General features: G+C 70.1%; 14 protein-coding genes and 1 rRNA gene. 12 read left to right on the forward strand and 3 right to left on the reverse strand.

What is annotated here, in order from left to right; genetic code table 11:
- Positions 1 to 21: 21 nt before the first annotated feature.
- A complete protein-coding gene (locus OHU35_RS24325; protein ID WP_405506840.1) occupies positions 22 to 1,728 on the forward strand; it encodes a BACON domain-containing protein in 1,707 nt (568 codons plus the stop codon).
- Between the two features lie 9 nt (positions 1,729 to 1,737).
- Here OHU35_RS24325 and OHU35_RS24330 read toward each other — a convergent pair whose 3' ends face one another.
- Positions 1,738 to 2,538: a hypothetical protein gene (locus OHU35_RS24330; protein WP_189725895.1), complete on the reverse strand. Its 801-nt coding sequence runs from the start codon at positions 2,536 to 2,538 to the stop codon at positions 1,738 to 1,740.
- Positions 2,539 to 2,609: 71 nt separating this feature from the next.
- Here OHU35_RS24330 and OHU35_RS24335 point away from each other — a divergent pair, with 71 nt between their 5' ends.
- The 4 genes from OHU35_RS24335 to ilvD all read left to right on the forward strand — a co-directional run bounded on the left by OHU35_RS24335 (position 2,610) and on the right by ilvD (position 7,094).
- Positions 2,610 to 3,542, forward strand: a complete 933-nt coding sequence (locus OHU35_RS24335) for a Ppx/GppA phosphatase family protein (RefSeq protein ID WP_189725896.1) — start codon at positions 2,610 to 2,612, stop codon at positions 3,540 to 3,542.
- Between the two features lie 97 nt (positions 3,543 to 3,639).
- Positions 3,640 to 4,464 (forward strand): sugar phosphate isomerase/epimerase, encoded by an 825-nt coding sequence (locus tag OHU35_RS24340; protein WP_189725897.1) that lies wholly within the window; start codon positions 3,640 to 3,642, stop codon positions 4,462 to 4,464.
- Positions 4,461 to 5,099, forward strand: coding sequence for a TetR family transcriptional regulator (locus tag OHU35_RS24345; RefSeq protein WP_405506841.1), 639 nt, complete (start codon positions 4,461 to 4,463; stop codon positions 5,097 to 5,099). Before OHU35_RS24340 ends, OHU35_RS24345 begins: the two co-directional genes overlap by 4 nt.
- Positions 5,100 to 5,240: 141 nt before the next feature.
- Positions 5,241 to 7,094, forward strand: coding sequence for a dihydroxy-acid dehydratase (gene ilvD, locus OHU35_RS24350; protein WP_359890399.1), 1,854 nt, complete (start codon positions 5,241 to 5,243; stop codon positions 7,092 to 7,094).
- 33 nt (positions 7,095 to 7,127) lie between these two features.
- Here the strand turns inward: ilvD and OHU35_RS24355 are convergent, their stop codons facing one another.
- Positions 7,128 to 9,254 (reverse strand): protein kinase domain-containing protein, encoded by a 2,127-nt coding sequence (locus OHU35_RS24355; RefSeq protein WP_405506843.1) that lies wholly within the window; start codon positions 9,252 to 9,254, stop codon positions 7,128 to 7,130.
- A 182-nt stretch (positions 9,255 to 9,436) separates the two neighbouring features.
- Between OHU35_RS24355 and OHU35_RS24360 the strand changes: the two genes are divergently transcribed.
- From OHU35_RS24360 to proC, 6 genes are all read left to right on the forward strand, one after another.
- Positions 9,437 to 9,748: an SH3 domain-containing protein gene (locus OHU35_RS24360; RefSeq protein ID WP_189725901.1), complete on the forward strand. Its 312-nt coding sequence runs from the start codon at positions 9,437 to 9,439 to the stop codon at positions 9,746 to 9,748.
- Positions 9,749 to 10,039: 291 nt separating this feature from the next.
- Positions 10,040 to 10,519, forward strand: a complete 480-nt coding sequence (locus OHU35_RS24365; RefSeq protein WP_405506845.1) for an EamA/RhaT family transporter — start codon at positions 10,040 to 10,042, stop codon at positions 10,517 to 10,519.
- Positions 10,520 to 10,571: 52 nt separating this feature from the next.
- Complete coding sequence (locus tag OHU35_RS24370; protein ID WP_405506847.1) at positions 10,572 to 11,465, forward strand: class I SAM-dependent methyltransferase; 894 nt, start codon at positions 10,572 to 10,574, stop codon at positions 11,463 to 11,465.
- Positions 11,466 to 11,497: 32 nt separating this feature from the next.
- Positions 11,498 to 12,313, forward strand: coding sequence for an ABC transporter ATP-binding protein (locus tag OHU35_RS24375; RefSeq protein WP_405506849.1), 816 nt, complete (start codon positions 11,498 to 11,500; stop codon positions 12,311 to 12,313).
- Positions 12,310 to 13,113, forward strand: a complete 804-nt coding sequence (locus tag OHU35_RS24380) for an ABC transporter permease (RefSeq protein ID WP_405506851.1) — start codon at positions 12,310 to 12,312, stop codon at positions 13,111 to 13,113. Before OHU35_RS24375 ends, OHU35_RS24380 begins: the two co-directional genes overlap by 4 nt.
- Before the next feature lie 103 nt (positions 13,114 to 13,216).
- The gene (gene proC, locus OHU35_RS24385; RefSeq protein ID WP_189725906.1) at positions 13,217 to 14,029 is read left to right on the forward strand and encodes a pyrroline-5-carboxylate reductase; all 813 of its coding nucleotides are present in this window, start codon (positions 13,217 to 13,219) and stop codon (positions 14,027 to 14,029) included.
- A gap of 40 nt (positions 14,030 to 14,069) precedes the next feature.
- Here the strand turns inward: proC and trpS are convergent, their stop codons facing one another.
- Positions 14,070 to 15,104 carry a tryptophan--tRNA ligase gene (gene trpS, locus OHU35_RS24390; RefSeq protein WP_189725907.1) on the reverse strand — a complete coding sequence of 345 codons (1,035 nt, stop codon included), beginning with the start codon at positions 15,102 to 15,104 and terminating at the stop codon, positions 14,070 to 14,072.
- Between the two features lie 834 nt (positions 15,105 to 15,938).
- Between trpS and OHU35_RS24395 the strand changes: the two genes are divergently transcribed.
- Positions 15,939 to 17,464: ribosomal RNA gene (locus OHU35_RS24395) — 16S ribosomal RNA — on the forward strand.
- Positions 17,465 to 17,735: the final 271 nt, after the last annotated feature.

Below are 17,735 nucleotides of genomic sequence, written 5' to 3' on the forward strand. Positions count from 1 at the left end.
CCGGCCCCCTACGGTCGCCGAATGACGAGCAGTACGCCGGAGATCTCGACCCGCTCGGCCGGCGCCCACCGGGCGCACCGGGAAGCGCGTGACCGCGGTGCGGCGCGCACGCTGGTGCAGCGGCCGCCCGCGCGCTACGAGCCCTACCTGGACGGCCTGTTCACCTACTGCCTGTCCGTGCTGTGCGACCACGACGCCGCGACCGCCGCCCTGGGCGACGTCCTCGCGCTCGCCGAACGCCGCGGCCGGCACGTCCCCGAGGCGCCCGCGGACCGCAGGGCCTGGCTGTACGCGCTGGCCCGCTGGGCGTGCCTGCGGGGGCTGGCCGAGGCCAAGCAGAAACGTACGAGCAGCCACGCGGCGGGCCGCGCACAACGCGCCGACCGCCCGGCCGCCCCGGCCCTCTCCGAGGAGGTCCAGGAGCGGCGCCGCGGCGAACTGGCCCTGCTGGCCTGGCCGGAGGCCGCCGGAACCACCCCGGAACAGCGGGAGGCGCTCGAACTGGCCGTGCGCCACCACCTCGCCGCCCACGAGGTCGCCGCCGTCCTCGGCATGGACCTCGCCGCCACCCGCGACCTGCTCGCCTCCGCCGCCTGCGAGGTCGAACGCACGCGTGCGGCCCTCGCCGTGGTCGAGACCGGGGCGTGTCCGAGCGTCGCCCACCTCGTCGGCGACGACCGGCTCGTGCTCGGCACGGCCCTGCGCCGCGAGCTCGTCCGGCACGTCGACGACTGCCCGCGCTGCCGCCGCACCGCCGAGCGCGCCATCCCCGGACGCTGGCCCGGCACCAGCGTCACGCCCGCCGCGCTGCCCGTCCTGCCCGCGCCCCTCGCGGCCCTGCACGTCGCCATGGCCCACCATCCACGCGCGCGGGGCGCGGCCCCCCGCTTCGACCGGCGCGGCTACCCGATGGACCCCAAGGACCGCGCCGCCCGAAGGGACCGTCTCCGCGCGCGTGCCGTCACCACGACCGTCGTCGCCACCGTCGTGGCCGCCCCCGTGCTCGCCCTGTGGGCCGCCTACCGGGGCACCCCCGTGGGCGAGGCGCAGGACGGCCGCTCCGCCTCAGCCCTAGAGGTGGACGACCCGCTCGGCCTGGACGGCGAGATGGCGGGCGGCGGCTACGAGAACACCGGCAACGCGAGCACCAGACCCGGCCCCCGCTTCGGCAAGAACGGCAAGGCCGACGTGTCCGTGGAGGTCATCGGCGTCGCCGTCGCCGGCCGCGAGAGCGCTCTGGACGTCACGGCGGACAACACGGGCGACACCACCCTGATCACCCTCGCCGCCACGGGCCCGGCCCCGGTCCGCTGGTCGGCCTCCACGGGAGCCGACTGGCTCTACCTCAGCCAGTCCTCGGGAACGCTGCGGCCGGGCGAGTCGTTGACGATCAAGGTGTACGTCGACCATCTGCGTGAGCCCTCGGGCCCCTGGCACGCGCAGGTGGCGGTCGCACCCGTCGGCGCCGTCGTCCACATCGAGGGCTTCGGCACCGCGCCCACCCCCTCCGATCCCGGCCCCGGCCCGGGCCCCCGCCCCGGCGACCCGCCCCCGACCCAGCCGGACCCGACGCCCACGACCTCGGCGCCGGACCCCGACCCGACGCCGACGACCCCGCCCTCGTCACCCGACCCGGACCCCACGCCCACCGACCCGGGCCCGAGCGACCCGACGGACTCGACGCCACCGCCCTCGGAGGGCGACGACCCGAGCCCGTACACGTCCTAGGGCCTGCCGTCAGTCGACCGGATCCGCCGGATGCGGTGCCAGCAACGGCAGCTGCGAGGCCAGCCGCTCCTCGCACAGCTCGACCAGCCGGTCGTAGCCCGCCTTGCCCATCAGCTCGATCAGCTCCGGCCGGTAGGACACGTACACCGGGTCGCCCGCGCCGTGCGCCGAGGTCGCGGACGTGCACCACCAGTGCAGGTCATGACCGCCCGGCCCCCAGCCGCGGCGGTCGTACTCACCGATCGACACCTGCAGCACGCGCGTGTCGTCGGGCCGGTCGATCCACTCGTACGTCCGCCGCACCGGCAGCTGCCAGCACACGTCCGGCTTGGTCTCCAGCGGCTCGCGGCCCTCTTTCAGGGCGAGGATGTGCAGCGAGCAGCCCGCGCCGCCCGCGAAGCCGGGCCGGTTCTGGAAGATGCACGAGCCCTGGAAGGGGCGTGTCTGCCGGTCACCGTCCTCGTCCTCGGAGACCCAGCCGCTGCTCGTGCCCTCGGCGTGGTTCTGCCAGATGTCCGGAGTGAGCCTCGCCACATGCTCGGCGACCCGCTTCTCGTCGTCCTCGTCGGAGAAGTGGGCACCCAACGTGCAGCACCCGTCGTCCGCGCGGCCGGCCTGGATGCCCTGGCAGCCGCTGCCGAAGATGCAGTTCCAGCGAGAGGTCAGCCATGTCAGATCGCAGCGGAAGACCTGCTCGTCGTCCGCCGGATCAGGAAACTCCACCCACGCGCGGGCGAAGTCGAGGCCCTTCTCGTCGGACACCGCGGCACCCGATGATTTGTCGCGCTTCGCCTTTTTCGTCTTTGGCACATGTCCAGGGTACGGGCCTTGTGCCCACACCGAGGACGGCGGACGGCGCGGCTGGCAGTAGCGTTCCGTACATGAGACTCGGTGTCCTCGACGTGGGATCGAACACGGTGCATCTGCTCGTGGTGGACGCGCATCCCGGCGCGTGCCCGTTGCCCGCGCACTCGCACAAGGCGGAACTGCGCCTCGCCCAGCTCCTCGACGACGACGGCGCGATCGGCCCGCACGGCGTCGACCAGCTGGTCTCGGTCGTCCAGGAGGCGCTCCAGGCCGCCGAGGACAAGGGCGTCGAGGATCTGCTGCCGTTCGCCACCTCCGCCGTGCGCGAGGCCCGCAACGCCGATGACGTCCTCGCGCGCGTGCGCGCCGAGACCGGCGTCGAGCTCCAGGTCCTCACCGGCGCGGAGGAGGCCCGCCTCACCTTCCTCGCGGCCCGCCGCTGGTTCGGCTGGTCGGCCGGAAAACTGCTGGTCCTGGACATCGGCGGCGGCTCCCTGGAGATCGCCTACGGCATCGACGAGGAGCCCGACGCGGCCGTCTCGCTGCCGCTGGGCGCCGGCCGCCTCACCGCCGGCTGGCTGCCCGGCGACCCGCCCTCACCGGACGACGTCCGTGCCCTGCGCCGCCATGTACGCACCGAGATCGCCCGCACGGTCGGCGAGTTCAGCCGCATCGGTTCCCCCGACCACGTCGTGGCCACGTCCAAGACCTTCAAGCAGCTGGCCCGCATCGCCGGCGCCGCCCGCTCCGCCGAGGGCCCCTACGTCCAGCGCGAACTGAAGCGGGAGTCTCTGGAGGCCTGGGTCCCGAGGCTGGCCGGCATGAAGGAGGCGGAACGGGCCGAGCTGCCGGGCGTCTCCGAGGGCCGGGCGAACCAGCTCCTGGCCGGTGCCCTGGTCGCCGAGGGCGCGATGGACCTGTTCGGCGTCGAGCGCGTGGAGATCTGCCCGTGGGCGCTGCGGGAGGGCGTGATCCTGCGGCGCCTGGACCACATGGAGTCCGCGTAAGAGAGCTGCGAAGGACATGCACCCCCGCCGTGGCAAACACCACAACGGCGAAGAGGCCCCCCGCCCCGCCCCGACCACACCCCGTAATCTGTCCTGCATGGCAGAGCCAGCCGTAAAGATCCCGGACGCGAAGGTCGCCCTGTCGACGGCCTCGGTCTACCCGGAGTCGACGGCCACGGCCTTCGAGATCGCCGCACGCCTCGGCTACGACGGAGTCGAGGTCATGGTCTGGACGGATCCCGTGAGCCAGGACATCGAGGCCCTGCGCAGACTCAGCGACTACCACCAGATCCCCGTCCTGGCCGTGCACGCCCCCTGCCTGCTCATCACGCAGCGCGTCTGGTCCACCGACCCCTGGACCAAGCTCCAGCGGGCCCGTGCGGCGGCCGAGAAGCTCGACGCGAGCACCGTCGTCGTGCACCCGCCGTTCCGCTGGCAGCGCCAGTACGCCAGGGACTTCGTCGCCGGGATCTGGCGCATGGCGAACGAGACAGATGTGCGGTTCGCCGTGGAGAACATGTACCCCTGGCGCTACCGCGACCGCGAGATGCTCGCGTACGCCCCCGACTGGGACGTGACGAAGGACGACTACCGGCACTTCACGATCGACCTCAGCCACACCGCGACGGCCCGTGCCGACGCACTGGACATGGTCGACCGCATGGGAGACCGCCTCGGCCACGTCCACCTCGCCGACGGCAGGGGATCGGCCAAGGACGAGCACCTGGTGCCCGGCCGCGGCACCCAGCCCTGCGCCGAGGTGCTGGAGCGGCTCGCCCTGACCGGCTTCGACGGGCACGTCGTCATCGAGGTCAACACCCGCCGTGCCATGTCGAGCGCGGAGCGGGAGGCCGACCTGGCGGAGGCGCTGGCCTTCACGCGCCTGCACCTGGCCTCGGCGGTGAAGGTGCCGCGACGATGAGCGACCGGCCGCCGGACGGACCCCCGGCCGGAACCGGCACCACCGCCCGCCGCCGGGGCCGCCCCCCGCGCACGGAGTCGGCCGACACCCGCGACCGCATCCTCACCGCCGCCCGGGAGGAGTTCTCCGAGCGCGGCTTCGAGAAGACGTCCGTGCGCGGCATCGCCAAGGCCGCCGAGGTCGACTCGGCGCTCGTGCACCACTACTTCGGCACGAAGGAGCAGGTCTTCGAGGCGGCGATCACCCAGTCCTTCGCCCCCGCCATCGAGGCCCCGAAGGCCATCGAGGAGGGACCGCTCGACGGCGTGGGGGAGCGCTTGGTCCGCTTCTTCTTCGGCATCTGGGAGAACCCGGCGACCCGCGCGCCCCTGCTCGCCATCGTCCGCTCGGCCGTCACCAACGAAACGGCGGCCGCCGTCTTCCGCCGGATCGTCGCCACCCAGGTGCTGAGCCGCATCGCCGGCCGGCTGGACCTGCCGGACGCCGAACTGCGGGCCGAGCTCGCCGCCGCCCAGCTCGTGGGCACGGCGATGCTGCGCTACGTCATCAAGGTCGAACCGCTGGCCTCGACGGACCCGGAGCAGATCATCGCGCGCCTGGCCCCGGTCGTACAGGGCCACCTCACCGGCCCCTGACCCGCCGAAGACAGCCGTCGACCGAGACACTCATCCCGCATTTCGGACACGCCGTCCCGCCCTCTGGATGACCGGCGTACGCTCGATAGCAGTCAGAAATCTCCGAATCCTCTGACGCAGTCTCTGAAGGAGCGAGCGACGATGCCCGAGCTGAGGTCCCGCACAGTCACCCACGGCCGCAACATGGCGGGCGCCCGCGCCCTTATGCGGGCTTCCGGTGTACCGGGTGCGGACATCGGCCGCAAGCCGATCATCGCGGTCGCCAACAGCTTCACCGAGTTCGTGCCGGGCCACACCCACCTCCAGCCGGTCGGCCGGATCGTCAGCGAGGCGATCGTCGAGGCCGGCGGCATCCCGCGCGAGTTCAACACCATCGCGGTGGACGACGGCATCGCCATGGGCCACGGCGGCATGCTGTACAGCCTCCCCTCCCGGGACCTCATCGCGGACTCGGTCGAGTACATGGTCGAGGCCCACTGCGCCGACGCCCTGATCTGCATCTCCAACTGCGACAAGATCACCCCGGGCATGCTGAACGCGGCTCTCCGCCTCAACATCCCCACGGTCTTCGTCTCCGGCGGCCCGATGGAGTCCGGCCGCGCGACGCTGGTCGACGGCACGGTCCGCACGCTGGACCTGGTCGACGCGATCTCCGACGCGGTGAACGACAAGATCTCGGACGAGGACATCCTCCGTATCGAGGAGAACGCCTGCCCGACCTGTGGCAGCTGCTCCGGCATGTTCACCGCCAACTCGATGAACTGCCTCACCGAGGCCATCGGCCTCTCCCTCCCCGGCAACGGCTCGGTCCTGGCCACGCACACCGCGCGCAAGCAGCTCTACGTCGACGCGGCGAACACGGTCATGGACATCACCCGCCGCTACTACGAGCACGACGACGACACGGTCCTGCCGCGCAACGTCGCCACCATCGCGGCCTTCGAGAACGCGATGGCCCTCGACATCGCCATGGGCGGCTCGACCAACACGATCCTGCACCTGCTGGCCGCGGCCCAGGAGGCGGACGTCCCCTTCGGCCTGGAGGAGATCGACGCGGTCTCCCGCCGCGTCCCCTGCCTCGCCAAGGTCGCCCCGAACGTCGCGAAGAACCGCACGTACTACATGGAGGACGTGCACCGCGCCGGCGGCATCCCCGCCCTCCTCGGCGAACTGCACCGCGGCGGCCTGCTCAACGAGGACGTGCACTCGGTCCACAGCCCGACCCTCGCCGACTGGCTGAAGACCTGGGACGTGCGCGGCGGCTCCCCGTCCCCCGAGGCCCTCGAGCTGTGGCACGCGGCCCCCGGCTGCGTCCGCTCCGCCGAGGCCTTCTCCCAGTCCGAGCGCTGGGCGTCCCTCGACGAGGACGCCGAGGGCGGCTGCATCCGCTCCGTCGAGCACGCGTACTCCAAGGACGGCGGCCTCGCGGTCCTCAAGGGCAACCTCGCGGTCGACGGCTGCGTGGTGAAGACGGCCGGCGTCGACGAGTCGATCTGGACCTTCGAGGGCCCGGCGGTCGTCTGCGAGTCGCAGGAGGAGGCCGTCGAGAAGATCCTGCTGAAACAGATCACGGAGGGCGACGTCGTCGTCATCCGCTACGAGGGCCCCAAGGGCGGCCCCGGAATGCAGGAGATGCTCTACCCGACCTCGTACCTGAAGGGCCGCGGCCTCGGCAAGGCCTGCGCCCTGATCACCGACGGCCGCTTCTCCGGCGGCACGTCCGGCCTGTCCATCGGGCACGCCTCGCCCGAGGCGGCCGGCGGCGGCACCATCGCCCTCGTCGAGGACGGCGACCGCATCCGCATCGACATCCCGAACCGCACCATCGAACTCCTCGTCGACGACGCCGAACTGGCCCGCCGCGAGGAAGCTCTGAACGGCGTCTACGCCCCGAAGAACCGCGACCGCAAGGTCTCCGCCGCCCTGCGCGCCTACGCCGCGATGGCGACCAGCGCGGACAAGGGCGCCGTACGGGACGTGTCGAAGCTCGGCTGAGCACCCCGGGGCCGCCCCGCAAGGCGGCGGCCCCTACCAGCCGGCCGGATCACGCCCGTCGACTCCGAAGACGGTGCCGTCCGGAGCACCGACGTAGACATGGTCGTCCACGACCACGGGCTCGGGCAGCGTGGCCGGAACCCGGTCCGACTGTGCCGCCAGCCGAGGGGACGTCTGCCCGGCGAGCTTCCCGCGCCGCGCGTCGACGGCGAGCAGCCGCCCGTCCGGCGTGGTGACGTACACGTACCGATCGTCGGCGACGGGCACGGACCCCCGGGCCACACCGGTCTGCAGACTCCACAGCTGCTCGCGCGCCTCCAGATCGACGGCGACCAGCCCTCCGCCCTCCGCCATCAGATGGACGACGTCCCCACGCACACTGCCCTGAACCCCCTGCAACGGGATACGCAACGGCACACGCTCGGTCGTCCGCCCCTCCGGGCTGTACCGCACCACGGCCCGCGCCTCCCCGCGCACGGCATCGACGGAGACGAACACGACTCGCCCGCCCACCGTCCCGATCGGCTGCAACGCGCCTTCGAGCCGCGCGTCCCACCGCACCTCGCCCGTGCCGGGATCCACCGCCGTCACCTTCGTCGTGGACCCATCACCGGACACGGTCGCCGCGTACGCCAGCGGATCCCCGGGGAACGCCGTGAAGTACGGCACCTCCTGCCCCGGAATCGGCTGACGCCACTTCACGTCCCCGGAGGCACTGTCCACACCCGTCACCGTGCCGTCGGCCGCGGTGAGCAGCACCATCCCTCCCACCGCCTGCACCCCGCCCGACATGGACAGGGCCTGCCGCCGCACCACATCCCCCGAGTCCGGATCCAGCGCGGTCAGCCGCTGCCCGTGGCCGAGCCCGCCCAGCACCAGATCACCCGACACGACCGGAGCCCCACTCGGCGGCCCGTCGCCGGCGACCCCCTCCAGCGGGTACTTCCACAGCAGACGCCCGTCGGCCGGATCCAGAGCGAAGACCAGCCCGGTCTGCGCGCAGAGCAACTTCCCGGCTGCGTAGGAGCACTGAGGGGTGCCCGTCCTGGACACCGGCGTCGCCGCCCACGCCGTGAAGGCGGCAGCCGTGGTCCGCGGTGCGCTGACCGCGGGCGCCGGAGCGGGACCGCCCCCGAGCAGGGGCACCGCCGCGAGCGCGCCGACGACGGCCAGCCCGAGGGCACCGGCCCCCAGAGCGGCCCGTCTGCCGAGGCGCGGCCTGGACCGACGCGGGGCCGCGACGGCCGCCGGCTCACCCGCACCCGGCGCCTCACCCGCGTCTGGCGTCTCGTCCACGCGCTGCGCCGGTATGAACACCTGAGTGTCGTACGAGGCCGCCACCGACCGCAGCTCCCGCATCAACTCGTCGGGCGAGGGCCGGTCCTCGGGTTCCTTGGCCAGACACCGCAGCACGAGCGGCGCCAGCTGTTCCGGTACGCCGGCCAGATCGGGCTCGTCATGCACCACCTGGTACGCGACGACGTAAGGACTGTCGGAGTCGAACGGGCCCCGCCCGGTGGCCGCGTGCACCATCACAGACCCGAGCGCGAAGACATCGGCGGCGGGCCCCACTTCCCTGGGCCGCCGGAACTGCTCGGGCGCCATGAAGGGCGGCGTACCGATCAGCTTCCCGGTCTCGGTCCGCAACTCGCTGTCCTTTGGCCGGGAAATGCCGAAGTCGATGACCTTCGGCCCGTCCTCGGCGAGCAGGACATTGCTCGGCTTCAGATCCCGGTGCACGACCCCGACCCGATGGATGTCGCGCAGCGCCTCCGCGAGCCCGGCCATCACCCGCCGCAACTGCGCCGGAGCCAGAGGCCCGTTCCGTTTCACCTCCTGGGCCAGCGTCGGACCCGGAATGAACAACGTGGCCATCCAAGGCCGCCCGGCCTCGGGATCGGCATCCACAACGGGCGCGGTGAAGGCCCCGCTGACCCGCCGGGCCGCAGCCACCTCCTGCCGGAAACGCCCCCTGAACTCGGGGTCCTCGGCGAACTGCGCGTGCACGACCTTCACGGCCACCTTCATCCCGGAGGTGCTCCGGGCCAGATGCACGACCCCCATGCCGCCCGAACCCAGACACTCTTCGAGTCGGTAGTGACCGGCAAATTCAGGAAGTTCCGCTTCCGGGCCCGCTCCGGCGTTTCCCTGCGCCGCCATGGAACCACCCCCGTGCTGTTCGTCCGCGCGCGCGACGCACGGAGCCTAGTCGATGACTCGTACGAGACAGAGGCGGCTTGCTAGCCTCCGCTGGCGAATCGCGCACAAGTGTTTGATGGCGTGATTCAGGGGAATCAACGGGACCCCATGGCTGCCATGGGGTTCAACGGGGGAGGTTTTTCATGTCTGTAGAACAGGTCAGACCCAGTACCGGCATGCCGGTGGTCACCACACTGGCCGCCGCGGCCACGTACTACTCGGTCGCACCCGGCGTCCGTCTCAACGTCCGCAGCGGCCCCGGCACCGGCTACCCGATCGTCAGGAGCCTTTCGGAGGGCGCCCGGGTGGCCATCCACTGCCAGACACCCGGCACCCGCGTCACGGGCCCGTACGGCACGACCACCATCTGGGACAACATCGCGAGCGGCCAGTACATCTCGGACGCCTACGTGAACACCGGCAGCGACGGCTACATCCGCCCCCGCTGCTCCTGATCCGCACCACACAACCGCGAGCGGCCCGCCCCCACTGCGGGCCGCCCGCGGCATGTGGGACCACCCCGCACCCGCGCACGGCGAGAAGGGGCCGTGTCGGGGGGTGTCCGCCCGCAGCGGTTGGCGCGTCAACGAACAGCGAGTCGGCATCCGACCCCATCGCGCCGTTCCGAGGACGGACACCCCCCGACACGGCCCCGACCCACCACCACCGCACAGGCGCGACGCGCACCCCACCGAGACCGCACAGGCCGCCGCAGGCACCCCACACCCCCACGCGATAATCAGCCCGTGAGCGCAGAAAACGGCACCCCGCCCCCCGGCCCGAGCCCCGAACCCATCCGCTTCTTCGGCACGACCTGGCTGAACCACGACAACGGCTACACCCCCCGCCGCATCGCCGTCGCCGTAGGCTCACTGGCCACCGCGGCCGCGGCGTGCGTGGTCCTCCGCCTCGCCTACCAGGGCCTGCAGATCGCCGCGATCGGCGGCTTCGTCTCGCTCCTCATGATCGTGATGTTCGCGATCTGCAGCGCGATGGCCTTCCGCCACACCTGGGACGGCTTCACCCGCCGCCCCGACCCCGACCGCCAGGCATCCCTCCGCGGCCTCCTGGCCATCGGCTTCGTCGGCTCCCTCCTCGCGTACTTCTTCCGCTCCCTCACCGAGGCCCCCGGCGAGAAGCTCCACCGCGAGGAGTACGAGGCGGCCCGCAAGCGACACGAGAAGAGCACCACCCGCCGCTCGGGGAAGAAACGCCGCCGCGCATAGACCTCACCGAAATCTCACCGCCCCCCACCCCACCCCCGGCCACCATGGCCGTATGACCACACCTCCCTCCGCCCACCCCACCCCCGGAGCCGACCCCACCACCGAACGCACGCCCACCGAACCACCCACCACCGAACGCACGCCCACCGAACCACCCACCACCGAACCCGCGCCCACCGAACCCACGCCCACCCGAACCGCCCGAGCCCACTCCTTCAACACCGCCGCAGCCCAATACGCGGCCAACCGCCCCTCCTACCCCCCAGCCCTCTTCGACGCGATAGAAGACCTGGCCGGCCACCCCCTCCCCGGCTCCCGCGTCGCAGACATCGGCGCCGGCACCGGCATAGCGACCGCCCTCCTGAACGCCCGAGGCGCAGACGTCATCGCGGTGGAACCCGGCGACGGCATGGCAGCGCAATTCCGCCGCACCCTCCCCGCCCTCCCCCTCGTCCGAGGCACGGGCGACGACCTCCCCCTCGCCGACGCCTCCGTCGACTTCGTCACCTACGCCCAGGCCTGGCACTGGACCGACCCCGCCCGAGCAGTCCCGGAGGCCCTCCGCGTCCTGCGCCCCGGCGGCGCACTCGCCCTCTGGTGGAACACCGACGCCCTCGACGTCCCCTGGATCGCCGAGGCCGCCGCCCGCACCGGGCGCCACTTCGGCATCGACATCTCCGCCGAGAAGCGGAACGTCAACGCCCGCGCAGCCGACCCCACCGGCCGCCTCGACTTCACCCGCCGCACGGTCCGCTGGAGCCGCCGCGTCCCGGTCGACACCCACCTCGCCAACCTCGCCAGCCACTCGGTCTTCCTGGTCCACGACGAGGAACACACGGCGTCCTTCCTCGCCGCGGAGCGCGAGCACCTGCTCAGGGCCTTCCCGGACGGTTCCGTAGAGGAGGTCTACGAGGTCGTCCTCCTGCTCGCCAAGACTCCTGCTTGACGCGCACCACCCCCGGGAGCATTATTCATCGCATGATGAATAATGCTCCCAGCCCACCACGCCCGGGCGCGAACACGACCACAGACCTCACGGCCGTACACGCCGAAAACCTCACCGTCGCCCGCGGCCCCCGCACGGTCCTGCGAGCCCTCGGCTTCACCGTCCCCCGCGGCCAGATCACCGGCCTGCTCGGCCCCTCCGGCTGCGGCAAGTCGACCCTCATGCGCTCCATCGTCGGCACCCAGGCCAAGGTCACCGGCACCCTCGACGTCCTCGGCCGCCCCGCCGGCCACCCCACCCTGCGCACCCGCATCGGCTACGTCACCCAGGCCCCGTCGGTCTACGACGACCTGACCGTCCGCCAGAACCTCGACTACTTCGCCGCGATCCTCGACCCCGGCCGATCCGCCGCCGACCGCCGCCACGACAACGTCACCCGCGCCACAGCCGACGTCGACCTCACCACCCACGCCGACGTCCTGGCCGGCAATCTCTCCGGCGGCCAGCGCAGCCGCGTCTCCCTGGCCGTCGCCCTCCTCGGCACCCCCGAACTCCTGGTCCTCGACGAACCGACCGTCGGCCTCGACCCGGTCCTGCGCCGCGACCTCTGGAACCTCTTCCACGACATCGCGGCAAGCCGCGGCGCGACCCTCCTCGTCTCCTCCCACGTCATGGACGAGGCCGAGCGCTGCCACCGCCTCCTCCTCATGCGCGAGGGCGAGCTCCTCGCCGACGACACCCCCGAAGCCCTGCGCACCGCCACCGGCGCCGAAACGGTCGAGGAGGCCTTCCTGCACCTGGTGGACGAAGCGAAGGCGGCATCCCGCCCGAAGGAGACGACACGATGACCACCCCCCGCACCACAACCGTCACCCCACCGAACACCCCACCGAACCCCTCACCGAAAGCCCTGAGCGCGGCCCGCACCACCGCCACCACCACCCGCGTCCTGCGCCAGCTCACCCACGACCCGCGCACCATCGCGCTCCTGCTCCTCATCCCCTGCGTGATGCTGCTCCTGCTCCGCTACGTCTTCGACGGCAACCCCCGCACCTTCGACAGCATCGGCGCGTCCCTCCTCGGGATCTTCCCGCTGATCACGATGTTCCTGGTGACCTCCATCGCCACCCTGCGCGAACGCACCTCGGGCACCCTCGAACGCCTCCTCGCCATGCCCCTCGGCAAAGGCGACCTCATCGCCGGCTACGCCCTCGCCTTCGGCACCCTCGCGATCATCCAGTCCGCCCTGGCCACGGGCCTCGCGGTCTGGTTCCTCGGCCTCGACGTCACCGGCAGCCCCTGGCTCCTGCTCCTGGTGGCCCTCCTCGACGCCCTCCTCGGCACGGCCCTGGGCCTCTTCGTCTCGGCCTTCGCGGCCTCGGAATTCCAGGCGGTCCAGTTCATGCCGGCGGTGATCTTCCCCCAGCTCCTGCTCTGCGGCCTGTTCACCCCGCGCGACACCATGCACCCGGTCCTGGAGACCATCTCCGACGTCCTCCCCATGTCCTACGCCGTGGACGGCATGAACGAGGTCCTCCACCACACCGACATGACGGCCACCTTCGTGCGCGACGCCCTGATCGTGGCGGGCTGCGCCCTCCTGGTCCTGGCCCTGGGCGCGGCGACGCTACGACGCAGGACGGCGTGAGCCGGGCCATCCGACATCCCGCCCACCGGACACGCGAGCCACCCCGCCCTCCCCGATGCGACGATGGACACCGGACGACGCACCCCCGGAGGCACCCCGCGCCATGACCCAGAAAGTCGCAGTCCTCGGCACCGGCAAGATCGGCGAAGCCCTGCTCAGCGGAATGATCCGCGCCGGCTGGAACCCGGCCGACCTCCTGGTCACCTCCCGCCGCCAGGAACGAGCCGAAGAACTCCGCACCCGCTACGGCGTCACCCCGGTCACCAACCCGGAAGCCGCGAAGACCGCCGACACCCTGATCCTCACGGTCAAACCGCAGGACATGGGCACGCTCCTCGACGAACTGGCCCCCCACGTCCCCGCCGACCGCCTGGTCATCAGCGGCGCCGCCGGCATCCCCACGGCGTACTTCGAGGAGCGCCTCGCCCCCGACACCCCGGTCGTCCGGGTCATGACGAACACCCCCGCCCTGGTCGACGAGGCGATGTCCGTCATCTCCGCCGGCACCCACGCCACCGCCGGCCACCTCGCCCACACCGAGGAGATCTTCGGCGCCGTCGGCAAGACCCTCCGCGTCCCCGAGTCCCAGCAGGACGCCTGCACCGCCCTCTCCGGCTCCGGCCCGGCCTACTTCTTCTACCTGGTCGAAGCCATGACCGACGCCGGCATCCTCCTCGGCCTGCCCCGCGACAAGGCCCACGACCTGATCGTCCAGTCCGCCATCGGCGCCGCGACGATGCTCCGCGACAGCGGCGAGCACCCGGTCAAGCTCCGCGAGAACGTCACGTCCCCCGCCGGCACGACGATCAACGCCATCCGCGAACTCGAGAACCACGGCGTACGAGCCGCCCTCATCGCCGCCCTCGAAGCCGCCCGCGACCGCAGCCGCGCCCTGGCCTCCGGCAACAACAGCTGAAGCACCCGGGGGCGGGCCGACCACCCGCCCCCGCCGCACATCACACCGTCAGCGCGGCACCCGCCTCAGCCACCTCCGACACGGCAGGCAGCAGCCCGATCGCGCCATAGGCGGCATCCACCGTCGGCCGGGCCATCCCCCGCGCCCGCGCCGCCCCGTCCCGCAGCACGCGCTCCACATACCCGGGATCCGCACACAACTCCTTGTGCCGTTCCTGCAGAGGCCGAAGCACCTCGACGACAGCCTCGGCAGTGTCCTTCTTCAGCGCCCCGTACGACGGATACGCACCGGCCAGCTCCTCAGGACTCCCACCCGAGCACGCGGCGAGAATCTCCAGCAGATTGGCGAGCCCCGGCCGGGCCTCCCGGTCGTACACGACCTCCCGCCCACTGTCGGTCACCGCCCGCATGACCTTCTTCCGCACCACGTCCGGCTCGTCCAGCAGATAGACGATCCCCGGCCCGACGTCGTCGCTCTTGCCCATCTTCGACATCGGATCCTGCAGATTCATCACCCGAGCCGCGACCTCGGGACGCGTGGCCCGAGGCACCACGAACGTATGCTCGTAGCGCTGGTTGAACCGCACGGCGATATCCCGCGCGAGCTCCACATGCTGCCGCTGATCGTCCCCGACCGGCACCTCATCGGCCCCGTAGGCCAGGATGTCCGCCGCCATCAGCACGGGGTAGGTCAGCAGCGACAGCCGCACACTCCCACCCCGCCGCTGCTCCCGCGCGGCCTTCTCCTTGTACTGGATCATCCGCCGCATCTCACCGTCGGTGGCCACACACTCCAGCACGTACGACAGCCGAGCGTGTTCGTCCACATGGCTCTGCACGAACACCGTGCACACGTCCGGATCCAGCCCGGACGCCAGCAGCAACGTCGCCGCCTGCCGGCTCAGCCGGCGCACCCGCGCCGGATCATGCTCCACGGTGAGCGCATGCAGATCGACGACGCAGAACAAGGCATCGGCCTCGTGCTGGTCGACGGCGGCCCACCGCCGCATGGCTCCCAGGTAGTTCCCCAGCGTCAGATGCCCCGTCGGCTTGACCCCGCTGAAGACCCGTGTCATCTCTCCTCCACCTCCTGGCCGGGACCGCCGCCCCGGGCGGCCGTCCCTCGGTGGTTCCGGAGGGAGAAACAAGAACGGCCGCCGAAGCGGCGGCCGTTGAATGCATACGTGAGGACGGCCGCCGTCAGGCGGCCCACCACAGCTGGGTACACGTACGCGTCGTCATGCGTCTGAGACTACGCCCCTGGAGTGCCTCCCGTACCTGAGTTGACACGCCCAGACCCGATCCGTAGTGTTCTCCGAGTTGCCCGACGTGAGCGCCGACTCCGGTCGGTCCCCGGGCAGCCACTCCGCAAGTACCAACCACTCTTTCGACGCGCAGTACATCTGTCGTCGTTTCATTGGTATGCGTATTTACGGAATGAGGAATCCCCGTTCGAAAGGACGCGGCCCCCGATTGGCTCGGGAGCCGGGGAATCCGCTAAAGTCTCACTCGTCGGAACGGCCCAACAGCCGCAAAGACAACCCCCACTGACTGGGGATCAGGCCCGAAAGGATCTGATAGAGTCGGAACCGCCGGAAAGGGAAACGCGAAAGCGGGAACCTGGAAAGCACCGAGGAAATCGGATCGGAAAGATCTGATAGAGTCGGAAACGCAAGATCGAAGGGAAGCGCCCGGAGGAAAGCCCGAGAGGGTGAGTACAAAGGAAGCGACCGTTCCTTGAGAACTCAACAGCGTGCCAAAAGTCAACGCCAGATATGTTGATACCCCGTCTCCAGCATTCGCTGGGACGAGGTTCCTTTGAAAAAACACAGCGAGGACGCTGTGAACGGTCGGGCTTATTCCGCCTGACTGTTCCGCTCTCGTGGTGTCGACCGGATTACCGGTACACATTCACGGAGAGTTTGATCCTGGCTCAGGACGAACGCTGGCGGCGTGCTTAACACATGCAAGTCGAACGATGAACCACTTCGGTGGGGATTAGTGGCGAACGGGTGAGTAACACGTGGGCAATCTGCCCTGCACTCTGGGACAAGCCCTGGAAACGGGGTCTAATACCGGATATTGACCATCTTGGGCATCTTTGATGGTGGAAAGCTCCGGCGGTGCAGGATGAGCCCGCGGCCTATCAGCTAGTTGGTGAGGTAATGGCTCACCAAGGCGACGACGGGTAGCCGGCCTGAGAGGGCGACCGGCCACACTGGGACTGAGACACGGCCCAGACTCCTACGGGAGGCAGCAGTGGGGAATATTGCACAATGGGCGAAAGCCTGATGCAGCGACGCCGCGTGAGGGATGACGGCCTTCGGGTTGTAAACCTCTTTCAGCAGGGAAGAAGCGAAAGTGACGGTACCTGCAGAAGAAGCGCCGGCTAACTACGTGCCAGCAGCCGCGGTAATACGTAGGGCGCGAGCGTTGTCCGGAATTATTGGGCGTAAAGAGCTCGTAGGCGGCTTGTCACGTCGGTTGTGAAAGCCCGGGGCTTAACCCCGGGTCTGCAGTCGATACGGGCAGGCTAGAGTTCGGTAGGGGAGATCGGAATTCCTGGTGTAGCGGTGAAATGCGCAGATATCAGGAGGAACACCGGTGGCGAAGGCGGATCTCTGGGCCGATACTGACGCTGAGGAGCGAAAGCGTGGGGAGCGAACAGGATTAGATACCCTGGTAGTCCACGCCGTAAACGGTGGGCACTAGGTGTGGGCAACATTCCACGTTGTCCGTGCCGCAGCTAACGCATTAAGTGCCCCGCCTGGGGAGTACGGCCGCAAGGCTAAAACTCAAAGGAATTGACGGGGGCCCGCACAAGCGGCGGAGCATGTGGCTTAATTCGACGCAACGCGAAGAACCTTACCAAGGCTTGACATACACCGGAAACGTCTGGAGACAGGCGCCCCCTTGTGGTCGGTGTACAGGTGGTGCATGGCTGTCGTCAGCTCGTGTCGTGAGATGTTGGGTTAAGTCCCGCAACGAGCGCAACCCTTGTCCCGTGTTGCCAGCAGGCCCTTGTGGTGCTGGGGACTCACGGGAGACCGCCGGGGTCAACTCGGAGGAAGGTGGGGACGACGTCAAGTCATCATGCCCCTTATGTCTTGGGCTGCACACGTGCTACAATGGCCGGTACAATGAGCTGCGATACCGCGAGGTGGAGCGAATCTCAAAAAGCCGGTCTCAGTTCGGATTGGGGTCTGCAACTCGACCCCATGAAGTCGGAGTCGCTAGTAATCGCAGATCAGCATTGCTGCGGTGAATACGTTCCCGGGCCTTGTACACACCGCCCGTCACGTCACGAAAGTCGGTAACACCCGAAGCCGGTGGCCCAACCCCTTGTGGGAGGGAGCTGTCGAAGGTGGGACTGGCGATTGGGACGAAGTCGTAACAAGGTAGCCGTACCGGAAGGTGCGGCTGGATCACCTCCTTTCTAAGGAGCACTTCTAAGCCAGGCTTGCCTGGTTCAGAGGCCAGTACATCAGCGAATGTCTGATGCTGGTTGCTCATGGGTGGAACGTTGACTATTCGGCCAGGACCTCGGGTCGGAGGCTGCTAGTACTGCTCTTTTGAGCGTGGAACGCTGATCTTCGGACGGGATCTGGTCGGGCACGCTGTTGGGTGTCTGAGGGAACGAAATTTTCCTCAGTCGCCGGCCCCGGTGAAGCATCGCGTAAGTGGTGTGTGACGGGTGGCTGGTCGTT

Origin of the sequence: Streptomyces purpurascens (assembly GCF_045040895.1) — a bacterium.
In the GTDB taxonomy this organism is placed as follows: Bacteria; Actinomycetota; Actinomycetes; order Streptomycetales; family Streptomycetaceae; genus Streptomyces; species Streptomyces purpurascens.